General features: G+C 67.0%; 23 protein-coding genes. 14 read left to right on the forward strand and 9 right to left on the reverse strand.

What is annotated here, in order from left to right; genetic code table 11:
* Window positions 1-16: 16 nt before the first annotated feature.
* From QNJ67_01100 to QNJ67_01150, 11 genes are all read left to right on the forward strand, one after another.
* Window positions 17-319 (forward strand): urease subunit gamma, encoded by a 303-nt coding sequence (locus QNJ67_01100; protein ID MDJ0607547.1) that lies wholly within the window; start codon window positions 17-19, stop codon window positions 317-319.
* A gap of 25 nt (window positions 320-344) precedes the next feature.
* Entirely contained in the window at window positions 345-653 is a 309-nt protein-coding gene (locus QNJ67_01105; GenBank protein MDJ0607548.1) for an urease subunit beta, read from the forward strand.
* A complete protein-coding gene (gene ureC, locus QNJ67_01110) occupies window positions 653-2365 on the forward strand; it encodes an urease subunit alpha (protein ID MDJ0607549.1) in 1713 nt (570 codons plus the stop codon). Before QNJ67_01105 ends, ureC begins: the two co-directional genes overlap by 1 nt.
* A 9-nt stretch (window positions 2366-2374) precedes the next feature.
* On the forward strand, window positions 2375-2839 hold the full coding sequence (locus QNJ67_01115; protein MDJ0607550.1) for an urease accessory protein UreE: 465 nt from the start codon (window positions 2375-2377) through the stop codon (window positions 2837-2839).
* Complete coding sequence (locus tag QNJ67_01120) at window positions 2829-3524, forward strand: urease accessory UreF family protein (protein MDJ0607551.1); 696 nt, start codon at window positions 2829-2831, stop codon at window positions 3522-3524. Before QNJ67_01115 ends, QNJ67_01120 begins: the two co-directional genes overlap by 11 nt.
* Window positions 3521-4153 (forward strand): urease accessory protein UreG, encoded by a 633-nt coding sequence (ureG, locus tag QNJ67_01125; GenBank protein MDJ0607552.1) that lies wholly within the window; start codon window positions 3521-3523, stop codon window positions 4151-4153. The genes QNJ67_01120 and ureG overlap by 4 nt, the downstream gene beginning before the upstream one ends.
* A gap of 188 nt (window positions 4154-4341) precedes the next feature.
* Window positions 4342-5073, forward strand: a complete 732-nt coding sequence (locus QNJ67_01130; protein MDJ0607553.1) for a c-type cytochrome — start codon at window positions 4342-4344, stop codon at window positions 5071-5073.
* A gap of 41 nt (window positions 5074-5114) precedes the next feature.
* On the forward strand, window positions 5115-6590 hold the full coding sequence (locus QNJ67_01135) for an FAD-binding oxidoreductase (protein MDJ0607554.1): 1476 nt from the start codon (window positions 5115-5117) through the stop codon (window positions 6588-6590).
* A gap of 109 nt (window positions 6591-6699) precedes the next feature.
* Window positions 6700-6840 (forward strand): hypothetical protein, encoded by a 141-nt coding sequence (locus QNJ67_01140; GenBank protein ID MDJ0607555.1) that lies wholly within the window; start codon window positions 6700-6702, stop codon window positions 6838-6840.
* Between the two features lie 166 nt (window positions 6841-7006).
* Window positions 7007-8833 carry an SLC13 family permease gene (locus QNJ67_01145; GenBank protein MDJ0607556.1) on the forward strand — a complete coding sequence of 609 codons (1827 nt, stop codon included), beginning with the start codon at window positions 7007-7009 and terminating at the stop codon, window positions 8831-8833.
* Window positions 8834-8942: 109 nt separating this feature from the next.
* Window positions 8943-9536 (forward strand): PA14 domain-containing protein, encoded by a 594-nt coding sequence (locus QNJ67_01150; protein ID MDJ0607557.1) that lies wholly within the window; start codon window positions 8943-8945, stop codon window positions 9534-9536.
* A 42-nt stretch (window positions 9537-9578) separates the two neighbouring features.
* Here the strand turns inward: QNJ67_01150 and QNJ67_01155 are convergent, their stop codons facing one another.
* Window positions 9579-10193, reverse strand: a complete 615-nt coding sequence (locus QNJ67_01155) for an ABC transporter substrate-binding protein (GenBank protein ID MDJ0607558.1) — start codon at window positions 10191-10193, stop codon at window positions 9579-9581.
* Between the two features lie 4 nt (window positions 10194-10197).
* Entirely contained in the window at window positions 10198-11154 is a 957-nt protein-coding gene (locus QNJ67_01160; GenBank protein ID MDJ0607559.1) for a VacJ family lipoprotein, read from the reverse strand.
* A 284-nt stretch (window positions 11155-11438) separates the two neighbouring features.
* Here QNJ67_01160 and QNJ67_01165 point away from each other — a divergent pair, with 284 nt between their 5' ends.
* The 3 genes from QNJ67_01165 (at window position 11439) to QNJ67_01175 (ending at window position 14550) form a co-directional block, all read left to right on the forward strand.
* Entirely contained in the window at window positions 11439-11924 is a 486-nt protein-coding gene (locus QNJ67_01165; GenBank protein MDJ0607560.1) for a thioesterase family protein, read from the forward strand.
* A 123-nt stretch (window positions 11925-12047) separates the two neighbouring features.
* Window positions 12048-13847 carry a chloride channel protein gene (locus tag QNJ67_01170; GenBank protein ID MDJ0607561.1) on the forward strand — a complete coding sequence of 600 codons (1800 nt, stop codon included), beginning with the start codon at window positions 12048-12050 and terminating at the stop codon, window positions 13845-13847.
* Between the two features lie 103 nt (window positions 13848-13950).
* The gene (locus QNJ67_01175) at window positions 13951-14550 is read left to right on the forward strand and encodes a hypothetical protein (protein MDJ0607562.1); all 600 of its coding nucleotides are present in this window, start codon (window positions 13951-13953) and stop codon (window positions 14548-14550) included.
* A gap of 26 nt (window positions 14551-14576) precedes the next feature.
* Here the strand turns inward: QNJ67_01175 and QNJ67_01180 are convergent, their stop codons facing one another.
* The 7 genes from QNJ67_01180 to flgK all read right to left on the reverse strand — a co-directional run bounded on the left by QNJ67_01180 (window position 14577) and on the right by flgK (window position 23794).
* The gene (locus tag QNJ67_01180; GenBank protein MDJ0607563.1) at window positions 14577-16058 is read right to left on the reverse strand and encodes an amidase; all 1482 of its coding nucleotides are present in this window, start codon (window positions 16056-16058) and stop codon (window positions 14577-14579) included.
* 47 nt (window positions 16059-16105) lie between these two features.
* On the reverse strand, window positions 16106-16957 hold the full coding sequence (locus QNJ67_01185; protein MDJ0607564.1) for a universal stress protein: 852 nt from the start codon (window positions 16955-16957) through the stop codon (window positions 16106-16108).
* 683 nt (window positions 16958-17640) lie between these two features.
* A complete protein-coding gene (locus tag QNJ67_01190; GenBank protein MDJ0607565.1) occupies window positions 17641-18306 on the reverse strand; it encodes a hypothetical protein in 666 nt (221 codons plus the stop codon).
* Window positions 18307-18457: 151 nt separating this feature from the next.
* Window positions 18458-19288 carry a flagellin gene (locus tag QNJ67_01195; protein MDJ0607566.1) on the reverse strand — a complete coding sequence of 277 codons (831 nt, stop codon included), beginning with the start codon at window positions 19286-19288 and terminating at the stop codon, window positions 18458-18460.
* A 255-nt stretch (window positions 19289-19543) separates the two neighbouring features.
* Window positions 19544-20446, reverse strand: a complete 903-nt coding sequence (locus QNJ67_01200; protein MDJ0607567.1) for a hypothetical protein — start codon at window positions 20444-20446, stop codon at window positions 19544-19546.
* A gap of 81 nt (window positions 20447-20527) precedes the next feature.
* Window positions 20528-21721: a hypothetical protein gene (locus QNJ67_01205; GenBank protein MDJ0607568.1), complete on the reverse strand. Its 1194-nt coding sequence runs from the start codon at window positions 21719-21721 to the stop codon at window positions 20528-20530.
* Between the two features lie 21 nt (window positions 21722-21742).
* Complete coding sequence (gene flgK / locus QNJ67_01210; GenBank protein ID MDJ0607569.1) at window positions 21743-23794, reverse strand: flagellar hook-associated protein FlgK; 2052 nt, start codon at window positions 23792-23794, stop codon at window positions 21743-21745.
* Window positions 23795-23801: the final 7 nt, after the last annotated feature.

The raw sequence follows: 23801 nt of genomic DNA on the forward strand, positions 1-23801 counted from the left end.
GGGGAGGGAGGAAAGCGTGAACTTGACCCCGAGAGAAAAGGACAAGCTGCTGATCAGTATGGCGGCGATGGTGGCGCGCCGGCGGCTCGAGCGCGGCGTGAAGCTGAACCACCCGGAGGCGATCGCCTTGATCTCGGACTTCGTGGTCGAAGGCGCCCGCGACGGCCGATCGGTGGCCGACCTCATGGCCGCGGGCGGCAAGGTCCTGACCCGTGAACAGGTCATGGAGGGCGTGGCCGAGATGATCCACGATGTCCAGGTCGAGGCGACCTTTCCCGACGGGACCAAGCTGGTCACCGTGCACGAGCCGATCCGGTGAGGGCCCGGGAGATGAGGAGAGAGCGATGATCCCGGGCGAAGTTCTGGTGGCCGATGGCGAGATCGAGATCAACGCCGGCCGGCCGAGCGTGACCCTTCAGGTCGCCAACAGCGGCGACCGGCCGATCCAGGTCGGCTCCCACTACCATTTCTTCGAGACCAACGAGGCCCTGACCTTCGACCGGGACAAGGCCCGCGGCATGCGGCTCGACATTCCGGCCGGAACCGCGGTGCGCTTCGAGCCCGGCCAGTCGCGCGAGGTCACCCTGGTCGCCTACGCCGGCCAGCGCCGGGTCTTCGGCTTCAACGGCAAGGTCATGGGAGGCCTGGACTGATGGCGGCGAGACTCTCCCGCCACGCCTATGCGGCGATGTACGGCCCGACCGTGGGCGACCGGGTGCGGCTGGCCGACACCGAGCTCTTCATCGAGGTGGAGCGCGATCTCACGACCTACGGCGAGGAGGTCAAGTTCGGCGGCGGCAAGGTGATCCGCGACGGCATGGGTCAGAGCCAGGCGTCGCGCGCGGAGGGCGCCGCCGATACCGTGATCACCAACGCGCTGATCGTCGACCATAGCGGCATCGTCAAGGCCGACGTCGGGATCAAGGACGGCCGGATCTTGGCGGTCGGCAAGGCCGGCAACCCCGATACCCAGCCCGGCGTCGACATCGTTGTCGGCCCCGCGACCGAGGCGATCGCCGGCGAGGGCAAGATTCTGACCGCCGGCGCCTTCGACGCCCACATCCACTTCATCTGCCCCCAGCAGGTCGACGAGGCGCTGATGTCGGGCGTGACCACCATGCTCGGCGGCGGCACCGGTCCGGCGACCGGCACCAACGCGACCACCTGCACGCCGGGCGCCTGGCACATCGGGCGCATGCTCCAGGCGGCCGAGGGCCTGCCGGTCAACCTGGCCCTCTCCGGCAAGGGCAACGCAAGCCAGCCCACCGGGCTGGTCGAGCAGATCGAGGCCGGGGCCGCCGCGCTGAAGCTGCACGAGGACTGGGGCACGACGCCGGCGGCGATCGACTGCTGCCTCTCGGTCGCCGACGACATGGACGTCCAGGTGATGATTCATACCGACACGCTGAACGAGTCCGGCTTCGTCGAGAACACCATCGCCGCGCTCAAGGGCCGCACGATCCACGCCTTCCACACCGAGGGCGCGGGCGGCGGCCACGCGCCGGACATCATCAAGGTCTGCGGCGAGGCCAACGTCATCCCTAGCTCGACCAACCCGACCCGGCCCTACACGGTGAACACCCTGGAAGAGCATCTCGACATGCTCATGGTGTGCCATCACCTGGACCCGAGCATTCCCGAGGACATCGCCTTCGCCGAGAGCCGGATCCGCAAGGAGACCATCGCCGCCGAGGACATCCTGCACGACCTGGGCGCCTTCTCGATTATCGCCTCGGACAGCCAGGCCATGGGGCGGGTCGGCGAGGTGATCATCCGCACCTGGCAGACCGCCGACAAGATGAAGCGCCAGCGCGGGGCCCTGGCCGGCGAGAGTGGCGACAACGACAACCTGCGGGTCCGCCGCTACGTCGCGAAGTACACGATCAATCCCGCCATCGCTCACGGCATGGCTGGGCAGATCGGCTCGGTCGAGCCCGGCAAGCTGGCCGATCTCGTGCTCTGGTCGACCGCGTTCTTCGGCGTCAAGCCCGACCTCGTGCTCAAGATGGGGACCATAGTGGCCGCGCCCATGGGCGACCCCAACGCCTCGATCCCGACGCCCCAGCCGATGCACTATCGGCCGATGTTCGGCACCTTCGGTCGGGCGCTGCAGAGCAGCAGCGTGACCTTCCTGTCCAAGGCGGCGATCGAGGCCGCGGTGCCCGAGCGGCTTGGCCTGGCGAAGCCCGTGATGACGGTCGAGAACACCCGCGGCGGCATCGGCAAGCAGGACATGCTTCTGAACGACGCGACCCCGGCGATCGAGGTCGATCCCGAGACCTACGAGGTGCGGGCGGATGGCGAACTCCTGACCTGCGAGCCGGCCGAGGTGCTGCCGCTCGCCCAGCGCTACTTCCTGTTCTGAGGCGAGGCCATGTCCAATCCCGTCAATCACGTGGCGCGCGCGGTCAGGCCGGCCGGTCAGTGGAGCGGCGCGCCGCTCGACAGTGCGACGCTGGACTACGAAGAGCGATTCCGGCGCCGGATCGTCCTCACCTGCGACGGTGGCACGCGGGTCCTGCTGGACCTGGCAGACGCCCAGCTGCTCAACGACGGCGACGCCCTGGTCTCCGAGGCGGGCGCGCTGATCGCGGTCAGGGCCAAACCGGAGGCCCTGCTCGAGGTGCGCGGCGCCAGCCCGCGGCATCTCTTGCGGCTCGCCTGGCACCTCGGCAACCGGCATCTGCCGACCGAGATCCATGGCGATCGCCTGCTGGTGCGGGACGATCACGTGATCGCCGACATGCTGATGAAGCAGGGCGCCGAGGTGAGGGCGCTCGTGGCGCCCTTCAATCCCGAGGGCGGGGCCTATGGCCCCGGCAGGACCCATGGCCACTGACGACCTCGACCCTGCGGCATTCTACAGGCTGGTCGCCTGGCTGTCGCCGGCCTACCCGGTCGGCGCCTTCAGCTACAGCCACGGGCTCGAGTTCGCGGTCGAGTCCGGCCAGGTGCGCGACGCCGAGACGGCGCTGCTTTGGATCGAGGACGTCCTGCGCCTGGGCGGCGCGCGCAACGACGGCGTCTTCCTGGCCTCCGCCCACCGGGCGGCCGGCCGGAAGGACCGCGCGGCGCTGATCGCCGTTGCCGAGCTGGCGGCGGCCTTCGCGCCCAGCGCCGAGCTGGCTCTGGAAACCGGTGCCCAGGGCGCCGCCTTCCTGCAGACCACACGCCGGGCCTGGCCCTGCGCGGCCCTGGACTGGCTCGCCGAGAGCTGGCCGGGGCCCTATGCCTATCCGGTCGCGGTCGGCGTGGCGGCGGCTGGCCACGGAGTCGCCGCCGTGCCCGCCTTGACCGCCTATCTCGGCGCCTTCGCCGCCAACCTCGTGTCCGCTGCGGTGCGCCTGGTCCCGCTCGGCCAGAGCGACGGCCAGCGCCTCATCGCGGCGCTGGAGCCTCTGGTGGTGGCAGGGGCTGGCGAGCTCAGCGCGGCCACGCTCGAGGAGGTTGGCACGGCGAGCTTCATGGTCGACTACGCGTCGATGAAACACGAAACCCAGTACACGAGGTTGTTCAGATCATGATGACCAAGGGTCACGGCCCGCTCCGGGTCGGCATCGGCGGGCCCGTCGGGTCCGGCAAGACGGCGCTGACCGACGCGCTCTGCAAGGCGCTCAGAGACCGCTACTCCGTTGCCGCCATCACCAACGACATCTACACCCGCGAAGACGCCGCCTTCCTGACCCGCTCGGGCGCCCTGCCGCCAGAGCGGATCCTCGGCGTCGAGACCGGCGGCTGTCCCCATACGGCGATCCGCGAGGACGCCTCGATCAACCTGGCCGCGGTCAGCGACCTGACCGAGCGCTTCCCGGGCCTCGATCTGGTCCTGATCGAGAGCGGTGGTGACAACCTCGCGGCCACCTTCAGCCCGGAGCTGGCCGACCTGACGATCTACGTGATCGACGTCTCGGCTGGCGACAAGATCCCGCGCAAGGGCGGCCCGGGCATCACCCGCTCGGATCTCCTGGTGATCAACAAGATCGATCTGGCGCCCCTGGTCGGCGCCAGCCTTGAGGTGATGGAGCGCGACGCGCGCAAGATGCGTGGCGAGCGGCCCTTTCTCTTCACCAATCTCAAGGCCGGCCGGGGCGTTGCCGAGGTCAGCCTCTTCATCGAGCGCACCGGCGGCCTCGGCCTGACCGTCGCTTCCTGACGGGCTGCGGGGCGGCATTATCGGGCCGCGCCGTCGACGAGGACACTCTCCCAGCCGCTAATGGAGGCTGCGCGGCGCGGCGTCGGCCAAGAGCCGCCCTGCCTTGCAGAGGGCATTCCGGTCATTGCATCCTAAGGCCGGTAGGCGCGGGGTCTGGAGGATGATCCCGGACGCGGAAGGGAAAGATCATGAAGCTCGAACGAGGGGGTCTCGGGGTTCTCATTTGGACGACGTGTCTCGTCGCCTTGTTCCTCTTCCCGCCGAACGGGCAGGCCGAGACCGTCAAGGTGGGAGACATAGAGATCGACCCTCAGGATTTCTCGTCTCAGCAAGACCCGCAGGCGAGAGTGGCCAAGTGTCTGGCGTGCCACGGCGAGCATGCGGGCGGCGACATCGATTTCGGCCCCGACGTCCACTTCGGCACGCCGGCCTTGCGGGGCATGGAGCAGGAATATCTCAAGCAGTCGCTGATCGACTACAAGACCGGGAGCCGGCCGCACGAAGAAATGCAGGTGATCGCAGCCATGCTGGATGAGGAAACCATCGACTTCATGGCGCGCACCTTCGCCGCCTATCCGGCCCCGCCTTTGAAGACCCCCGACGCGCTCGCAAAGCTGGCGAAAGAGGACCTCCGGTTTCGGAGGGGGCAGTCCATCGCGCAGGAGGGCGTGCTCGAAAAAGAGGTTCCCGCCTGCATGGGCTGCCACGGCGCTTCGGGCGAAGGCGATGCCGACCTGGGGCCCCGCCTGGCAGGCCAGAACAGCATCTATGTTCAACAGCAGTTCAAGGCCTATGCCGATCAATCACGGCAATCGGCGCAGGCCGAGATCATGCAGCCGGTCGCCGCCGGCTTGTCTGCCGAGGAAATCGACGCCGTCGCCTACTATTACCAGCACCTTGTTGAAGCGGGAGAACCCTAGAGTCGTCTGTCGATCATAGTGAAGGCGCTGGAAGGAGCTCCATGAGAAGACGATCTTTCTGCGGGTCCGCCGTTGCGACCGGCCTGGTAGGCTTTCCCTTCAGCGCGATCTCGGCCGGGACCCGTCCTACCGCCGACGTTCCAGCGGCTAGCCTTTCCGGCGAGGAGACCGTGCTCGAGAAGGCGGCGGTCGAGGAATTCGCCGAGGCCTTAAAGGGTGAACTGCTGGTCAAGGGGGCGCCGGGCTACGAGGACGCACGAAAAGTCTGGAACGGCAGGCACGACCGCACCCCGGCGCTGATCGCCCGTTGCGCGGACACCGAAGACGTCAGCAAGGCCGTCGATTTCGCGCGCGAGCGCAGCTTGCTGTCGGCGGTTCGGGGCGGGGGCCACAGCTACTTCGGCAGATCAACCTGTGAAGGCGGTCTGATCATAGACCTGTCGGCGATCAGCGGCGTCGAAGTCGACCCTCAGAGGCGCCGCGCGCGCGTGGGCGGCGGCGCCCTGGTCCATGACCTGGACGTGGCGAGCCAAGCGCAGGGGCTGGCCACGACGACCGGCGTGGTGTCCCACATCGGCGTCGGCGGCCTGACGTTGAACGGCGGATTCGGCCGGCTGAACCGCAAGTTCGGCATGACCATCGACAATCTGCTTGCCGCCGACATTGTGACGGCGGATGGAAAGGTACGCCGGGTGAGCGCGGAGGAGAACCCCGACCTTTTCTGGGGTATCCGCGGCGGAGGCGGTAACTTCGGCGCAGTCACCGCTTTCGAGTTCATGCTGCATCCCGTTGGTCCGTCGTTGCTCGCCGGCGGCGTCATCTGGCCGATCTCTCAGGCACGCGACGTGCTGGAGTTCTGGGCCGAGTATTCGGCCGGGCTGTCGGACGAGCTCTACGCGGCGCCCTTCATGGGTCCCGGTGGGGATGACGAGAAGGGTATCGTCGGCATGGACGTTCTCTACGTCGGCGATCCAGGGGCCGGCGAGAAGGAACTGGCGCCGCTCCGCCAGTTCGGAAAGCCGGCCGAGGACAGTGTCGGCATGGTCGACTACATCGCCACCCAGACAGCGATCGACGCAGCCTCCGCGCACGGAAATCGCTACGACGTCAGGACCGGCATGGTGGCGACCTTTACACAGGACCTCGTCGACGCGCTGGTCGAGAGCTTCCGTCCGCTGCCCGGTTACGACCTGTACTTCAACACCTGCGGCGGCGCCGTGTCCCGGGTCGCCGAGGATGCGACGGCTTGGCCGCATCGGCGCGCCGAGACCATGATCGGGATCACGGCGAGCTGGAGCGATGCCGCGGAGGACGAGGCCAGGATCGCTACGCTCGGCGACTGGTGGTCGGCCTTCGAGCCTCTCACCAAGGGTTACTACAACAACCTGCGCGAAGAGTCGGAGAGCCGGACGGTCGCGAACTTCGGGCCGGCTTACCCCCGGCTGCTGCAGTTGAAGAATACCTACGACCCGAGCAACCTTTTCCGGCTCAACGCCAACATCAAGCCGACAGTCTAGCGCAGCGCGGGTTCAACGGCGCTCGGCACCTGGCGCCCGGACCGCCGTCCTGCCCGCGCCCGCCGCGACCTTCATGGATTTCTTCAGGAAGTTGGCCGTAAGGACGACGATGGTCCTCGACCGACAGGACGAGCCCGTTCTCCAGACGATCGAAGAGGAGATCACGGCCGGCCTGGCTCGGTTCAAGGTGGACGGCACATTGCAGATCCCGATGCCGGCGATCGTCGTCTCCGGTCGCAATCGCGGTTGAGCAGCACGGCTGCCGCAGATCGCACCGATTCTCGCTGGTCCATAGCCGGGGGTTGCAAAACTATCGCCCCAGTCTCATTCGTTCGGATTACTCTTACGACCGGCGTCAAGGTTCTTGGCCCGGTGCAGAGCGTGGCCGGATCGCCACGGCGGAGGGGAACGTAGGGGTGGCAAGCGAAACGGTCTTCGTGTTCTGCGTCCTCGTGGTCGCCGTGCTCCTCTTCGCCAGCGGCCGAATGCGCAGCGACGTCGTTGCGCTCCTCGTGGTGTTGTCCTTGGTCCTGGGCGAGGTGCTGACGCTGCGGGAGGGCCTTGCCGGCTTTGGCGACCCGGTGATCATCATGATGGCCGGGCTCTTCGTCGTCGGCGAAGCTCTGGTCACCACGGGAGTGGCGCCCGTCGTCGGCGCCTGGCTGATGCGTATGGGGCGCGGCAGCGAGACGCGCTTGCTCGTGTTCTTGATGCTCGTGGTCGCCGCGGCGGCCGCTTTCATCGGCTCGACGGGCGCCGCTGCCCTGTTCCTGCCGATCGTTCTCAGCATCGCCAACAAGACCGACTTCGCGCCGAGGCGCCTGCTCATGCCCTTGGCCTTTGCGGGCCTGATCGGTGGCATGCTCACGCTCATCGGCGCTCCGGCGAACCTGGTGATCAACGCCGAGCTGCGAAACCAAGGGTTGGATACCTTCAACTTCTTCGACTTCACGCCGGTCGGCGCCGCTGTCCTCGTCACAGCCATCGGGTTCATGCTGCTGGTCGGCCGCCGATTCTTGACGGCACGCGAGGGGGACGGGGCCGTGCGCGAAAAGCCGCTGACCCTGGACCAGCTCGTCGAGCGCTATGGCCTCGAGAACCAGTTCCACCGCCTGCGCGTTCCCGCCAACTCGGAGCTGGTCGGCAAGTCGATCGCCTTTCTTCAGCTGCGCAGCAGATTCGGCATCGCCTCGATCGGTGTTGAGCGTCGGCGCGGCCGGCGCACCCTCGTGCGGCCGGCCCTCGCTGGAACCGTCTTTTCGGCGGGGGACGTCTTCTACGCGATCGGGAGCGAAGAGGCGGCAGCCCGCTTCATTGAAGTCATGGACCTGGAGGCGCTCGATCTGGAGGCGGCGCCACGAAAGACGATGTACGAAGAGCTCGGCATGGCGGAGGTCCTGCTGCTACCGGACTCCGACCTCGTGCAGAAAACCCTCGGCGAGATCGACTTCCGCACGCGCTATCACGTCAGCGTGCTCGCTATTCGACGGCGCAGCGAGGCGATCAAGGCCGGCCTGTCCGATACTTCGCTGAAGGCAGGCGACCGACTGCTGGTCAGCGGCGCCTGGAAGGATATCGCGCTGTTGCGAGAGCATAAGAACGACATGATCGTTCTGACGCTTCCGCTCGAGATGGCCGATTTCTCTCCGGAGCGGGAGAAGTTCTCTTGGGCGATCGGAATTGTCGCCGCCATGGTCGCCGCCATGGTGCTGGACCTGGCCCCCAACGCCGTCTGCGTGCTCATTGCGGCGCTGGCCCTCATCGCCGCAGGCTGCCTGACCATGGAAGCGGCCTATGGCGTCGTTCGCTGGTCCAGCCTGGTCCTTGTCGCCGGCATGCTGCCGCTGGCGACCGCGCTGCAGAAAACCGGCGGCACCGAGGTCATTGTCGCGGCACTGACAGTCGGTTTTGGGGACCTCAACGTAACCGCCCTGTTGGCGGCCTTGTTCGTCCTTAGCGTGCTTCTCACCACCTTCATCTCCAGCACGGCGACGGCCTTGCTCCTGGCTCCCATCGCGATCGGGCTGGCGAAGGACCTGGGTGTCTCGCCTTACGCCTTCGCCATGACGATCGCCATCGCGGCGTCGGCCGGATTCATGACGCCGGTTTCGAGCTCGGCCAACACCCTGGTCACGGCTTCCGGCGGCTACAGCTTTTCCGACTTCGCGAAGGTGGGCGTGCTCATGGCCGTCTTGGTGATGGCCGTCGTTCTCGTGATCGTGCCGCTGTTGTTCCCCTATTGATCGTCCAAGGCAACCGCAGAGGCCTTTTCTGCGTCAATCACGCAGGCCTGAATCGCGTTCGACGGCCGAACATGCTAACCCTGCGCGCTCATTGGGAGCCTTCCGCGGAGTGACAATCGAAATGATGCTGAGGATCGCGCTGGTCTGGTCATCGCTCCTTCTGGCGGCCTGCGCCACCGACACTCCGGAGCTGGCGCCGACCCCGCTCCCGGCCGAGCCCCAGCCGGCTGGCGCGAGCCTCCAGGACGGCTTGGCCGTGCGCTATTACGCGGCAAGTTTCGATACCGTCCGCGATCTCGAGGGGTGGATGCGCTACAAGGACGGCAAGCAGGGACCGGCCCTCGAGACGCTGAACTATGACATGGGCAAGGGGGCGGTGCTGACCAGCGGCTCCACGGACCTGGTCGGCGCGCACATCACCGGCTACCTGCGCCTCGAGGCCTCCGGGACCTACCGCTTTCAAGTCACCAACAACGACGGGGTCCGGGTTCATCTCGGCGGCGCGCGCATCTTCGACGATCCCAAGACCGGCCCGGCCCGGACGTCACCGCCGATTCCGATCGAAGTGAGACAAACGGGCTGGTACGCGATCGAGATCTGGTACTTCGAGAAGCGTGGCTCGGCGACCCTGCAGGTGCTCTGGAGCCCGCCGGGCGGCACCGCCTTCGAGGACATCCCCGTCGCCACCATGAAGCACGAATAGGGTGGCGCTCGATGCCGTGCGAGAGCCGTCCGCGGCGGCCTGCTAATCGGGCAGCAGCGTGCTGTTGTCGACCACCTTGGACCGCAGCTGCTCGATCAGCCCGTCGACGCCCTGGGACTTGACGACCGAACTGTACTCGTTGCGCAGCGTGAGCGCCATGGAGACGCCCTCGGCCTTGACGTCGAGGATCCGGAAGCGCGTGTCGTCCTGGACGGTCCGCCACTCGATCACGGCAGGCGGCGAGTCGCCCCGCCCGACCTCGGAGGTGACGAAGAAGAGCCGTGGGTTGCTGTCGTCCCGGCGGACCTTGGTGACCTCGAACCTATGATCGGCGTACCTGGTGAAGAACGGCAGGAAGCGCTGGATGTTCACCTTGGTGAAGACGTCGATGAAGGCGTCGCGCTGCTCCGGGCTGGCCCGCTTCCAGTTGCGGCCCAGCACGAACTTGCCGATCTTGATCACATCGAAGCTGCGCTCGATCATGACTACGAAGGTCTCGACCTTCTGCTCGCCGCTGAGCGCGTCGTTGTTGAGCAGGGCGACGGCCTCCGTGTTCAGGTCGCTCAGAAAGGCGCCGGCGTCTTCCCGGCTGGCGGCGGCGGTCGCCGTCCAAAGACCGACCAGGACCAATACGGCGAAGGCGGGAACCAGGCGCACCGGGCTAGCGTTCGTCCAGGCCGCGCTCTTCGAAATCGATGTGTACCTTTGTCGCCGTTTGGTCACGCCGGAGCTCCTCCCGGGCCGCCTGTTCCTTGTCCTCGTCCGCGATCTCGGCGCGGCGCCTCTGGAGATAGAGCGACCGCACGCGGGCATAGAAGTCTACGGAGTCGCGCCGCAATTCATCTATCGTCTCGAGATTGCGCTGCCGCAGGTCGATCCCGTAGGCGGTGAGCCGCGCGGCGGAGAAGTGCAGGGGGTCGATCCCGGCGAAGGGCACGACGTAGCCCCAGGGATCGATCACCGCGTCGACGCCCCGGCCGATCGTGTCCCGCAGTGACGAGGGGCCGAGCAGGGGCAGCACGATGTAGGGTCCCGGCTCGGCGCCGTAGAACCCGAGGGTCTGGCCGAAATCCTCCGTTCTGTAGGGAATGCCCCAGTAGCCGGCCACGTCGATCAGGCCGCCGAGGCCGATGGTCGAGTTGATCAGGAAGCGCGCGGCGATGTCGGCCGCGTCATCGTCCTTACCCTGCCAGAGATGGTTGAGGAAGTTGACCGGCTCCAGGAGGTTGCGCACCACGTTGCGCACCGAATCCCGGACCACCTCGGGCAGCAGGAAGCCGTAGAGCTCGGCGAGCGGGCGAATGATGAAGAAGTCCAGCGCCTCGTTGAAGGCGAAGACGAAGCGGTTGACCGTTTCGAAGGGATCGTAGTCTTCCTCCAGCGCCAGGGGGTCCTCGCCGGGGAAGAGGTCTTCGAAGCCCTCGTCCTCGAAGTCTTCGTCGTCCAAGTCGTCGTCGGCCTGGGCGAGCTGCACGGCGTCGGCCAGGCTGGTGGCGGCGACTTCGCCTGTGCCGCGGGACTGTCCGACGCCTTCAGGGTCGCTCGCGCAGCCAACGGTGAGAAGCAAGGCGAGGAGAGCGGCAGCGATCTGCCGGGCGAAAGGAATCACAGCTGTCACCCCAATCTGTCTGCGGTATGGGGTGCCCCCGATGGCGAATGCCGCTGCGCGCGTGCCGCGGATCATTCTAAGCGATACATCCCCCAACCCCTGAAACAAAAATTTCGTATCACGGCATCGACCGCATGGCTAGACTTCCGGTGTCGAACCGCCCACCTTCACGCGAGCGTGATGCTGCCCCTTGGGACGGATGCGGCAGCGCGGCCGCGCAACGGTCGTCTCGACCTGGGCGTCGGCGCCCTGTCCAGAGGTCGGGCACGCGTGACCGACGATCCGGAGGTGCCATGACGATCGCCGCGCCGCTCGAACTTCACCGTGGCACGGTGTTGCCCGAGTGGATCGACTACAACGGCCACATGAACGTGGCCTACTACATCCTGGCCTTCGACCACGCGACCGACGCCTTCTTCGATTTCCTCGGCCTCGACCGTGACTATCGGGAGGGGAGCGGACACTCCACCTTCGCGGTCGAGGGCCATGTTACCTACCAGCGCGAAGTGATGGAGGGCGATTCGCTGCGCTTCACCACCCAGCTCCTGGGCTACGACGAGAAGCGCCTGCACTTCCTGCACCACATGTTCCACGCCGACGAGGGCTTTCTGGCCGCCACGGTGGAATGGCTCAGCCTGCACGTCGATCTCGATCGGCGCCGGGTCGCGCCCATGCCGCCGGAGATCGGTGAGCGGGTGGCGGCGGTCTGGGAGAGCCATCGAAGCCTGTCGGTGCCCGAGGTCGTCGGCAAGGTGATCAATCCACCGCGGCCTCGCTGATCCACGGCGGCGGGTTTGCGAAGTCTTCACCAGCGCCGGTGTCCAATGAAACGCTGGATAAAGGGGCGGGCGAGAGGAAAGACTTCCACTGCTTGACCGGTCGGCGTATCTAGACCGGCGTCCATGGGCGTATTCAGTCGCGGCATGAAGGGCGACAGCACAGTACTCCGGCGGTTACTCGACCGCACGAAGCGGTTCGGCCGCAACGACCAGCTCGTGCTTTCCGGTCTGGCTGTCGTCATTGGGAGTGCCGCCGGCGGGGCCGCGATCCTGTTCCGCGAGGCGATTAGCCTCGTTCAATGGGCCTTTTACGGTGAGCCGGGCCAGGAGTTGACCACCATCGCGGCTGGTCTCGACTGGTGGGTGGTGCTGCTGACGCCGGCGCTCGGCGGCCTTCTGGTCGGCCTGATGGTGCGTTGGATCATGCCGGATCGGCGGCCCCAGGGCGTCGCCGACGTGATCGAATCGAACGCCCTGTTCGGCGGCCGCATGAGTCTCCGAACCGGATTCAAGGCCGCCCTGGTCAGCGCCACATCGCTCGGGGTCGGGGCCTCGACCGGCCGCGAGGGGCCGATGGTGCACCTTGGGGCCTGTCTCGGTTCCTGGCTGGCCCGCCGCCTGCACCTGGGTCGGCGCCTGTCGCGCACCCTGCTAGGCTGCGGCGTCGCCGCCGCGGTCGCCGCCTCGTTCAACGCACCGATCGCCGGCGTCTTCTTCGCCCTCGAGGTGGTGGTCGGCCACTACGCCCTCTCGGCCTTCGCGCCGATCGTGATCAGCGGCGTCACCGGCACCCTGGTCAGCCGCGCCTACTACGGCGACTTTCCCGCCTTCATCCTGCCGGAGGAGAACGTTATCGCGTCGGTGCTGGAGTTTCCCGCCTTCGCCCTGCTTGGCATCGTCAGCGCGGTCGCCGCCATCGTGCTGATGCGCTCGACCATGTTCGCCGAGCGGGTCGCCCAGGGGCTCCCGGTGCCGGCCTGGTCGCGGCCGGCCCTGGCCGGTCTCGCGCTCGGGGCGATCGCGATCTTCTATCCGGAGGTGCTGGGCGTCGGCTATCAGGCGACCGACGAAGCGCTGCGCGAGAACTACGACCTCACCCTGCTGCTGGGCCTGATCGTGGCCAAGACGGCGGCGACCGCCATCTGCCTCGGCGGCGGCTTCGGCGGTGGCGTATTCTCGCCCTCGATCTTCATCGGCGCGATGGTCGGCGGGGCCTTCGGCGTGATCGCGACTCTGAGCTTCCCCGATCTCTCATCCGGCCACGGCGCCTACACCATGATCGGCATGGGCGCCATGGCAGGCGCGGTGCTCGGCGCCCCGATCTCGACCATTCTGATGATCTTCGAGCTGACCAACGACTACGCGCTGACCGTCGCGGTCATGATCGCCACCGTGATCGCCAGCGTCATTACCCAGCAGGTCCATGGCTTTTCCTTCTTCACCTGGCAGCTGCACCGCCGCGGCGTCTCGGTCAAGGGCGGCCAGGACATCGGCCTGTTGCGCCAGACCACGGTGGCTTCGCTGATGGACCGCACCTTCGGGACGGTCCACCCGGACACGCCGATCGCCGAGGTGCGTCAGCGACTGCTCGACGCGCCCTGGGGCGAACTCTTCGTGATCGACCAGGAGGGCCGGCTCACCGGGACGATCATCTTCTCCGACCTGCACGAGGCCGCCTTCGACACCTGCCACGACGCGGAGTGGACCGCGAAGAACGTGGCCCGGAAGCACCCCGCCGTGCTGCAGGCCGGCGACGATCTCTCGACGGCCGTCGAGGTCTTCGGCGCCTCGGGCGAAGTACACCTGCCGGTGGTCGAGGACCCCGAGGAGCGGCGCCTGGTCGGCGTCGCCCACGAGCACGAGGTCATGCTCTCCTACCACCGCGCCATGGAACAGTCCCGCGGCGAGGAACGCGACGCCTGACTCCGACCCCGGCGCTCAGGATGTCGGCTGTTGGTGACGATCGTGAGCCAAGAATCGGCTAGAATGGGACCAGCGGAAGAACGATCAGGGGAGGGACAGGGCAATGAGCATCGGTTTCAAGGTCTCGCGACCGCTCCTGGCCTTTGTGGCGCTGCTGCTGCTCGGCGGTTGCGCCGGCAGCAGCGCCTACATGCAGGACGTACCGCCCGAAAGAGCCAGCTACGCGCCTTCGGCGGACAAGGCCATGGTCACCTTCATGCGGCCTTCCGGCTTGGGGTTCGCGGTGCAGTCCACCGTCTTCGATGTCACCGACGGCAAGACGGCCTTCATCGCCATCGTTTCGGCCAAGACCAAGTTCGCGTTGGAAATGGAGCCCGGCGAGTACCACTTCATGGTCGTCGGCGAGTCGGCCGACTTCATGCGCGCCACGCTCGAGCCGGGCAAGCATTACTACGCGCTGGTCACGCCCAGGATGGGCGTTTGGAAGGCCCGGTTCTCGCTGAAGCCGGTGACCGCGGCTGAGTTGAACACCGAGCAATTCACCGAGTGGTTCGACGAGTGCCGCTGGGTCGAGAATACTGAACAGGCCTACCAATGGGCTGTGGACAACCGTCCGAGCATTCTCTCCAAGCAGGCGGAGTACTGGGAGAAGTGGCAGAGCAAGCCGGTGCGGCCGGCCCTCCTACCCGGCGACGGCGCCTGAAGATCCGGGGCAGGTTTGCCGTCGGATCATGATCCGCTCTGGCGCTCCGCAAAGGCGGGCGGCGGGACGAAGGCCTGGTACTCGCGCTCCAGCAGCTCCGCGAAGGCGATGCAGCTGCGGTCGGCGTAGCGCGGACCGACGATCTGCACGCCGACCGGCAAGCTCTCGTCGGTAAAGCCGATCGGGGCGACGCTGGCCGGCAGGTAGTAGCCGCAGGAATAGCCGGCCCAGAACAGCTGATCGGTAACCGGCACCGCCTTGCCGTTGATGCTGATCATCCGCTCGTGGCGCTCGCCGGTCTGGTCGTGGGGGAAGGCGGCCGAGGCTGCGGCCGGGCAGAGCAGCAGGTCGTAGTCCTCGAAGAAGGCCTCCCAGGCCAGCATGAGGTGGTGTCGTTCCTCGTTCACTTTCAGCCAATCCCGGTGGCTGATCGTGTAGCCGCGCAGCATGCGCGCGGCATAGCTCTGGTCGTCCGGCGCGAGCGCCTCGACCCTTGCCCGGTTGCCCTCGAACTCGACGTCGCTCTGCCGGCGGCTGGTGGCCGCCCGCAGCAGTTCGACGTAGACCCGGTGCGCCCGGTCGCTGTCGAAGTCGGGCCGCGCCCGGTGGTCGACCCGGGCGCCGGCGGCGGCGAGGAAGTCGGCTAGCTTGGCGATCAGGTCCTGGACCGGCTGATCGACCTCGGCCACGGGATCACTCAGCATGACGGCGACCTTGAATTCGGCGAGTCGGGTCTTGCCCGGGGGCGGCAGCTCGAGGCGCCAGGCCCGGGCCCGGGGGCCTTCGGCCCCGGCGAGCACGTCGAGCGCCAAGGCGAGGTCGGCGGCGCTGCGGGCCAAAGGTCCGCAGACCGCGATGTCGGTTTCCGAGACGATCCCCGGCAGCGCTTGGCCGCGCGACGAGATGATGCCGTAGGTGGCCTTGTGGCCGAACAGGCCGCAGTAGTGCGCCGGATTGCGGATCGAGGCGCCGATGTCGCTGCCGACCTCCAGGCCGGTCAAGCCCGCCGCCAGCGCCGCCGCGGCGCCGCCGGAGGATCCCCCGGGACCGCGCGCCAGGTCCCAGGGGTTGTTGGTGGTGCCGTGGATCTCGTTGAAGGTCTCCCAGTCCGAGAGCATCAAGGGCACGTTGGTCTTGCCGAAGATCACGGCGCCTGCCGCCTTGAGCCGCTTGACCACGTCGGAGTCCCGTGTCGCGATGTTCTCTTTGAAGGCCGGTTCGCCCCAGGTGGTCGGAAGGCCCGCAAGGTCGAAGGACTCCTTGACCGTCATCGGCAGGCCGTCGAGCGGTCCGAGGGCGTCGCCGCGCGCCCGCCTGGCGTCGGCCGCGTCGGCCGCGACGCGCGCCGCCGCCATGTCGTCGGCGATGATCGCGTTGATCGCCGGATTGAAGGATTCGACGCGGGACCAGTAGAGCTCCAGGAGCTCGCGGGCGCCGACCTCCCGCGTCTGCAAGCGCTTCAGCAGTCCGATCGCTGGCTCGAAGGGCAGCTGGGCGTCGCTGGTCATGAGGTCGTTCCTCTCTGTCGCGTGCCGGGACGCCGGCGGCGTGCCGGTCAGTGGGCCATCAAGACCGGGATATCGGCCTCCGCCAGAATGTGACTGGTCGCCCCGCCGAAGATCATCTGGCGCAGCCGGCTGTGGGTGTAGGCCCCCTTGACCAGCAGGTCGGCCTTTTGCCGGGTCGCCTCCGCGAGAATCGCCTCGCCCGTCGTGCGGCCCTCCGGCTGTATGGTGGTTGCCTCGGCCGCGATGCCGGAACGCCTCAGCGCCGCCTCGACGTCGGCGGCGCTCGGCCCCGGCACGCTGCCGCCCTCGACGGTCAGCACGACGACCCGCTGCGCCCGATCCAGGAAGGGCCGCGCGAAGGTCAGGGTGCGCGCGCTCTCGGTGCTGCCGTTCCAGGCGATCACCACGACCTCGCCGATCTTCTCCGGACCCTCGGGCGGCGCGACGATGATCGGCCGGCCGCTCTCGAACAGGACAGTCTCCAGCAACGCCGGGCGGGGCACAGCCGACTTGGGGATCGGGCGTGCCAGTACGGCGACGTCGTAGAGCCGGGCCAGCTGCCCGATCACCTCGTCACCCGGTTCCATCTCGTTCAGCAACTCGGCGGTCGGCTGGTCGGACGGCTTCATTGGGTCGCCCCAGGCGACCTTGTGCGCGCGCATGAACTCGCGGAACTCGGCGCGGGCCCGCTCGCTGCGCGCGGTCTCTTCCTGTTCGACGCTGTCCAGCAGGGTGGTCGCCGCGGCGCTGACCCCCTCGCCGAGGGCATAGGTGTTGAACACGGCGCGCGGCGCGGCACCGTCGATGTGGCCGCCGAAGCGGGCCGCGATCACCAGGGCCGTCTCGAGCTGGGCCTGCAGGCTCGCGCAATCCTCGACCGGAACCAGTATCGATCTCACGGTAGTCCACCTCCATGCAGTCGATTCGGCCGCCCACTGTAGCATGCCGACCGCGCGGACCGGCCTGTCGCGGCGGTCCGGCCCGGAAGCCGGCTTCAGCTCTGCGCCTTACGGCGCTTGCGCATCCAGGGCAGCGTTCTGCGGCCTCCGGCGCGCGGCGTCTCGGCCTTCGCGGACGGACCGGGAGATGCGGGCGCGCGGGGCCCGTCCTGATCCCCGGGTCGGGCCGCGCCGACGCCGCCCGCATGCGGCAGCCTGAAGGTCCGGCTCCGGGATTGGGGTTGCTCCTGCCGAAGCGCAGCGGGGCGCCCGCCGGCGTCGAGCTGCTCCGCCGCGCGCTCGACCAGGAGCCTCCGGCCCCGCAGCCGGGGCGGTGTTTGGCCCTCGTCATGCATGATCACCTGCCAGCAAGGATCGACTCCCGATCTCGAAGGATGCAACGCCGGGCTTGGGTGCGAGCCGGCACCCGGGCTCGCGGCCGCTCGGCCGCGATCGACGGCGCGCAAGCTATCACGAGCGCGGGGGCGACGTCGAACTACGCGCGCCTAGATGGGATCATGTTTAGAGGGAAGCAGGTCCTGCTTCCCTCTAAACATGTGAATCCGATCTACATCATTGAGTTAGAGCAGATTCTCCGGGTTTGACGGATCGCCTATGGCGATTCAATCAAACTCGGATCTGCTCTAGCTGGCGAGCTCGTAGAACGCGTGGTGCAGCGTGCGCACGCAGGTGGCGTTGCCGTCATCCCGCTCGCACTTCCAGCACAGTCGGTCCCGCAGACCTTGGCGCTCGCATGCCCCCTCCGGGCCGAAAAGGCTGCGCTCGATCGGTTCGACAAGGGGCCGGCCCTCGGCATCGAAGCGCAGCAGGACGGCCGGCTTCAGGTTGAGCGTGAGCCGCCGCTTGGTCGTGAATTCCAGGGTCTCCAACGACGGCTCGCCAGACCGGCTCGACTCCGCCGGCTCGACGACCCGGTGCTCCGTAGAGCTGAGTGTCAGGTCGAAGACGTGGAGGCCCGGCGATATCTCGCCGTAGCCCGAGGTCTCCGGAACCGCGGTCCCGTTGATGGCGACGACCCGGACCGTCTCGTAGCGGGCTGGAATCTCCTGGTCCTTGAAGGACAGGCGCGTATCGGAAAGAAAGGTCTGAGTCAGGTCGATCAGGGCGACCTGGTTCGCCGGCGTTTCCGCCAGGCCGTCGAGCCGCGGCACGTCAAAAGCGTACTGCTCGGTCTCGATTCGCGGGCCGCAGGCGGCCAAGAGCGCCAGCGCGGCGGCCGCGAGCGCGCGCCGAACCGCGGCACCAAGGCTGATCCGAGCGGTAGCGATTGGCTGGCTGGCGCGCGCCATGCAGGCTCTCGATGATCGGCGATCCATCGGCGGGGATAGTGGCAATCCGGTGCCGTGAAGTCCACCAGCGCCACACCGCGCGCCGAACCGGCGCAAAAAAAATGGGGGCGCCGAAGCGCCCCCCTTGAAGGGTCGGATCCTTGGTTCGATCCTATCGGAACAAGGACAGCACCGACTGCTCGGCCTGACCCGCGAAGGCCAGGGCCGAGATACCGAGCTGCTGCCTGGTCTGCAGGGCCACCAGGTTGGCGCCTTCCTCGGTGGTGTCGGCAAGCGTGAGCTTGTCGGCCGCACCCTGGAGGACGTTGACCTGCTTGTCCGTAAAGTCGAGACGAGTCTGCAGAATACCGACGTTGGAACCCAGGGTCTGCGCTTCAGCAGACAGAGAGGTGAGCGCGTTGTCGATCTGCAGCGCCAGGGCGTCCAGGGTCGAGTCGAGGGTGGAACTGACAGTGAAGTTCGCCCCCGAGGAGATGTTCAGACCGGTTGACGCGGTGGTCAGGTCAACCGAAGCAATGTTCAGCACGCTGGTGGTCAGATTGCTGAACTGAACATCAAGGGATTCGCCCGTACCGTTGATCAGGTTCAGGCCCTGGAAGGTGGTGTCGGCCGTGAGATCATCGATCTGGGCCAAGACCTCGTTGAACTGGGTCTCGAGCGAGCTCAGCTCCGAACCCGTCGCCGATCGGGCGGAGGTCACGATACCGTCGGCCTGACGGACCAGAGCCTCGATCGCCTCGGTCGCCTCGAGGGCGCCGGACACCGCACTGACGCCCTGATCGATCGAGTCCCGGCGTTCGCTGAAGTCGTTGGCGCGGTTGGAAAGCGCCTGCGCCTCAAAGAACACGCGGGCATCGTCGATCGGGCTGGCCACCTTGAGGCCGGTGGACAGACGATCGTTGGTCCGGTTGATCAGATTGACGGTGTTCTGCAGCTGCAAAACGGTGTTCCGTTGCGCAGCCGAAAGGGTGACATCTACCATTCTGGTTCTCCATTCTGAAGCTATGTAACGGACCTTCTTGGTCCGTGGGCCGTTCTGACCCGCTCCAGGCGTTGCAACGGCCATGCCAGGGCAGGCGCCGCGGCACTCTCAGGTCGGTCGCGGGCCGGTTTGGCTAACCAAATTTAACCTATTGATTCTGGACGGAAATTTTTTCCGGGATGGCGGCATATCTTGCCGCCGGGTCGGCAGATATTGCCGGTCCGGTCGGTCAGGTTTCTACGAGGTCTCGGGGGCTCAGGCGAAGAGGTTCAGGACCGATCCCGGGTCGTTGTCCGGCTTCAGGACGGTGCTCTGGGCGATGAAGGAGCCGAAGGCCTGGCTGGTCTCGAATGCCAGGGAAATGTTGGTCAGAAGCCGCGCCACCTTGTCCCGCTCGGCCTCAATCTCATCGATCCTGGCCCGGCGTTCGGCGATCGTGATCTCTTCGATCCTCTGCTTGGCGTCGCCGAGGCCACGTTCCGCGCTGCTGATCAGCTTGGTTGCCCCGTCCTGGTTCGATTCCAGGATCGTCGACGCGGTGGTCAGCGTAGCCGAGAGTTTGTCGATCGTGTCCCGGGCGTTCTGGATGTCGGTCGGGGTGGCGAAGTTATTGGTGACAATGCCGGAGATCGCGTCGGTGCCGTCGGACTTGGCGCTGCGCAGGCCGTCAGGGGCGCCGAAGCGGCTTCTGACGGCGGTGAGCAGCCTGTCCAGCGAGTCGAGCACCTCCGTTCGCTTCGCTTCGAACTCGCTCACCGTCGACGAATCGGCCAGCCCGCGGAGATCTGACAGGGTGGCCAGGGTATCGGTTACCGACAGACGATTGGTGCTGACTCTCTCCTTGTAGTCTCTCAGTTCGATCAGTTCCCGCTCGAGCCGGGCCGCCTTAACCCTGAGCAGGGCTGTCTTGCCGGAACCGAAGTTGGTGCTCTGCAGTTCCTGAATCTTGGCGTCGAGCCGGGCCAGCGCTTGGTTCTGGGCATTGTTGAAATCGAGCTCGAAAGCCGGGCGGGCGGCGACCAGAGAGAGCCGCACAAGGTCCTGGATCACCCCGCTGTCGCCCGAGCTGCTGCCGACTCCGGCCGAACCACGAATCAGCTTCGCCACAGGCGAGCCCTGTGCGGTGGGAAAAGGGCTGATGATCGGGTTGGTCAGCATCCAGTCGGATCCTCTGGCGGCACTGACGCCAGACTACCAATAACAATTTAAGACTAAGCTAAGCCTCATGGCTAAGGGGCATCAGAGGAACTGCAGCAGAGACAGCGACTGGACCCGCGAGAGGCTGGCGAAGGAGGCTTCCAGAACGGTCTGGCTCGACTGGATCTTGACCACGACTTCGGCGCGGTCGATCCCCTCGATGTCGGCGATCAGGCCCTCGGCCTGGGCCACGAAGGCCTCGTTGCGCTCGGCGGCGAAGTTGAGCGTGCCGCGGGCGCGGCTGACCTCGATCCGCTGGTCGTCGACCAGCTCGACGCCCTTGGTCGAGAAAGGATCGAGGACGCTGTTCAGGATGTCCCGGGCCTTGGCGATCACCACGTTCTGGAAGGGGTCGGCCGTCGAGCCGCCGTTCGGCAGATTGGCGACGGCGTCGAGGGCGATAAGCACCTGCTGGAAGGTCAGCTCGTTCGCCCGGACGTCGTAGCTCACGTCGAGATCCTCGTCGGCCCGCACGACCTGGGGCTCGTCGTTGCCCTGGTAGTAGTCCAGCTTCGGCGTCGCCAGCATGGCGGCCGAGTCGAGCCGGTCTACGTAGTACTGCCAGAGGTCGGGATCCTCGGCGACGAACTCGCTGAGGGTCGGATTGTCGGGATCCGCCGGCAGGGGTCCGGCCGGCGCGACGCCGTTCTTGTCGAAGTAGATCTGATCGTAGAACGAGCCCTGGGCGAAGGGCAGCGTGTTGCCCAGCACCTGGGTGTAATAGGACTGGTAGAAGGTCTCGTCGACCGTCGTGCCGTCGCTCTCGATCAGCGAGACCGGCGCATAGGCGGGCTGGGTCAGGTCGACCGGCGGACGGTCGCTCCGCGTGCCGCCGAAGAGGTAGCCGTCGGCGCCGCGGGTATTGAGGAACTGGACCGTGAGGAAACGCCAGTCGGCGGCGAACTCGGCCAGGTTGCCATCGAAGGTGCCCGGTCCGTTCACGGCGTTGAGGAAGAGGTCGCGCGACTCCACGGCCACGTCGCCGATCGAGCCGAGCGCCGTGTCCATCAGTTCCAGGCGAATATCGGCGCTTTGGATCGTGCGGTTGAACTGCTCGGCCTGGGTCAGCCTGACCTCCAGGGAAACCAGGTCCACGGTTTCCCTCTGGATGCCGGCGTAGTCCTGGGATTTCTTGTCCGTCGCCAGCTGAAGCTGAAGTTCCTGCAGGCGGGACACGTTATTCAAGGTCTGAAACAGGATTTGGTTGTTGTAGGCGAGGGTCGAGATCCGTTCCATGGCCGTTATCCTTGAAAGCTCTTAGCGTCCGATCTGCAGCAGTTCGTCGAACAGCTGGCTGACGGTGGTGGTGACCCGGGCCGAGGCGGCGAAAGCGTTCTGCAGGATCACTAGCTGGGACAGCTCCTCGTCCAGATTGACGCCGCTCAGGCTGCCGAACTGGGTCTCGAGAGCGATCTCCAGGCTCTCCCCGCTGGCCACGTCACCGGCGACGGCGTTGGCGTTGGCCGCGTTCAGCGAGATGATGCTGGTCGCGAAGTCGCTCAGGGTCGTGACCGAGCCCGCCAGGCCGCCGGCCGCGGCGAAGGTCTGATTGGTGGTGAAGACGTCGGCCAGAGCCCGTGCGGTGGCCGAATCGCCGGCGGCGAGCGCGATGTCGCCGACCGCTAGGCCGGCCGCCGGACTGAGTTCCGCGTAGGCGATCAGCGATGGGGTGGCGAGCAGGTCGGGATCGACCTCGAGCCGGCCGGCGGTGCCCGCCTGGCCTGGCCGCAGATTGATCTGGCCGGTCAGTCCGCCGCTGTCCGAGAGGAAGAAGTTGTCCCCGTCGGCGTCGATCAGCTCCAAGCGGTAGCCGTTGGCTTCGCTCACCACGCTCGCGGTGATGTTGGCGCCGCCGACCGCGGCATTGATCGAGGCGACGATGTCCGTCAGGGAGTCGCCAGCGCCGTAAGCGACGTTGGTCGTGGCGCCGCCGATGCTGAACCCCATCGTGCCGGCGACACCGAGCGCGGCCGTGTCGCTGGCAACCCGGTCGGACAGGGCGACGTCGTAGTCGGTGCCGCTGTCCAGCAGGTTGTTGAGCCCCAGGAAGTGCGCCATGCCCCGGGTGGCGGTCCCGGTGGTGACCTGGCCGTCCATCTCGTTGACCGCGATCGCGTTGCCGCCGGTCGCCGCAATCACCACCTGGCCGTCCGCGTTGATCGAGGCGGTCGCGTTGGTCATGCCGTTGATCGCGGTGACCAGCGCGCCGATGTTGGCGATCCCGCCGAGATTGATGTCGAGGTTTTCGACCACGACGCCCGCGCTGTCGAGCACGGCGACCCGGAAGTTCCCGCTCATCGGCGGGGCGTCGGCCGCGGCCACACTCCGGCTCCCGGTCAGCTGGCTGGGGGGCGGGAAGGCCGTGCCGTCGTTGTGCGCGGCGTTGATCTGGTCGCGCAGGACCTCGGTCAGGCGGTCGAACTCGGCCTGCAGGTCGACCAGGGTGTCGTCGCGGATCGTGATCAGGCCGTAGAGCCGGCCGCCGCTGATCTCGTCGGTGATGTCGACCCCCGAGCCGCCCAGGTTGATCCCGTCGATCGAGCCTGGATGGGTGTTCTGCGCCGCGACCTGGGCCGCCGCCGCGTGGCTCAGGCTGGTCGCCTGGCTGCCCAGCAGGATGCGCCCGGTGGTGGTGGCGATCACCGTCGTGCCGTTGCCCTGCTCGAAGTACTGGATGTCGATCTCGGCGGCGAGCTCGCCGATCAGCCGGTCGCGCTCGTCGCGGAGGTCGTCGGCCGAACGGTTCAAGGCGTCGGCCTCGGCGATGCGCCCGTTGAGGTCGTCCAGATCCTGAAGCAGGTCGTTGATCTTGTTGACCGATTCCGCGATCTCCTGGTCCGCTTGGCGGCGCATCGCCTGAATCTGGTCGTTGAGCGCGTTGAGCTTCTCGGTGAGCCGCTGCGCCGTCGCGACCGCCTCGCTCTGGTTGACCACGCCGTTCGGCGCGGCGGCGAGAGATTCGAGCGCAGACCCGAGTTCGGCCAGGTCGTGGCTGATCGCCGTGTTGCTGCCGGGCGTGCCGAACAGCGTCTGGGTGCGTTCCAGGAAGCCGTTCTGCGCCTGGTTTCCGGTCAGGACGGAGATCTGATCGCGGATCTGACGCAGTAGGCTGGCGTCGACGAAACGCCGGGCCTGGCCCAGATCGACGCCGAAAGTCTGGCCGTCGATGACCTGGGTCAGCTGCTGGGCGCTCTTGCGCGTATAGCCCTCGGTATTGACGTTGGCGATGTTGTTCGAGGTGACCTGGAGCGCCGACTGCGTCGTCTGCAGGGCGGTGATGGCCGAGTAGAGTGCATTCACCAGCGTCATGATCGCG

Source organism: Kiloniellales bacterium, assembly GCA_030064845.1.
GTDB lineage: Bacteria > Pseudomonadota > Alphaproteobacteria > Kiloniellales > JAKSDN01 > JASJEC01.

Excerpts from the sequence above, each read along its gene's own strand:
- QNJ67_01170 (MDJ0607561.1), top strand. The coding sequence starts at position 12,048 with ATGGGCGTATTCAGTCGCGGCATGAAGGGCGACAGCACAGTACTCCGG.
- QNJ67_01130 (MDJ0607553.1), top strand. The coding sequence starts at position 4,342 with ATGAAGCTCGAACGAGGGGGTCTCGGGGTTCTCATTTGGACGACGTGT.
- QNJ67_01190 (MDJ0607565.1), bottom strand. The coding sequence starts at position 18,306 with ATGGCGCGCGCCAGCCAGCCAATCGCTACCGCTCGGATCAGCCTTGGT.
- QNJ67_01175 (MDJ0607562.1), top strand. The coding sequence starts at position 13,951 with ATGAGCATCGGTTTCAAGGTCTCGCGACCGCTCCTGGCCTTTGTGGCG.
- ureG (MDJ0607552.1), top strand. The coding sequence starts at position 3,521 with ATGATGACCAAGGGTCACGGCCCGCTCCGGGTCGGCATCGGCGGGCCC.
- QNJ67_01180 (MDJ0607563.1), bottom strand. The coding sequence starts at position 16,058 with ATGACCAGCGACGCCCAGCTGCCCTTCGAGCCAGCGATCGGACTGCTG.
- QNJ67_01120 (MDJ0607551.1), top strand. The coding sequence starts at position 2,829 with ATGGCCACTGACGACCTCGACCCTGCGGCATTCTACAGGCTGGTCGCC.
- ureC (MDJ0607549.1), top strand. The coding sequence starts at position 653 with ATGGCGGCGAGACTCTCCCGCCACGCCTATGCGGCGATGTACGGCCCG.
- QNJ67_01200 (MDJ0607567.1), bottom strand. The coding sequence starts at position 20,446 with ATGCTGACCAACCCGATCATCAGCCCTTTTCCCACCGCACAGGGCTCG.
- QNJ67_01135 (MDJ0607554.1), top strand. The coding sequence starts at position 5,115 with ATGAGAAGACGATCTTTCTGCGGGTCCGCCGTTGCGACCGGCCTGGTA.
- QNJ67_01195 (MDJ0607566.1), bottom strand. The coding sequence starts at position 19,288 with ATGGTAGATGTCACCCTTTCGGCTGCGCAACGGAACACCGTTTTGCAG.
- flgK (MDJ0607569.1), bottom strand. The coding sequence starts at position 23,794 with ATGACGCTGGTGAATGCACTCTACTCGGCCATCACCGCCCTGCAGACG.
- QNJ67_01105 (MDJ0607548.1), top strand. The coding sequence starts at position 345 with ATGATCCCGGGCGAAGTTCTGGTGGCCGATGGCGAGATCGAGATCAAC.
- QNJ67_01115 (MDJ0607550.1), top strand. The coding sequence starts at position 2,375 with ATGTCCAATCCCGTCAATCACGTGGCGCGCGCGGTCAGGCCGGCCGGT.
- QNJ67_01205 (MDJ0607568.1), bottom strand. The coding sequence starts at position 21,721 with ATGGAACGGATCTCGACCCTCGCCTACAACAACCAAATCCTGTTTCAG.
- QNJ67_01140 (MDJ0607555.1), top strand. The coding sequence starts at position 6,700 with ATGGTCCTCGACCGACAGGACGAGCCCGTTCTCCAGACGATCGAAGAG.
- QNJ67_01165 (MDJ0607560.1), top strand. The coding sequence starts at position 11,439 with ATGACGATCGCCGCGCCGCTCGAACTTCACCGTGGCACGGTGTTGCCC.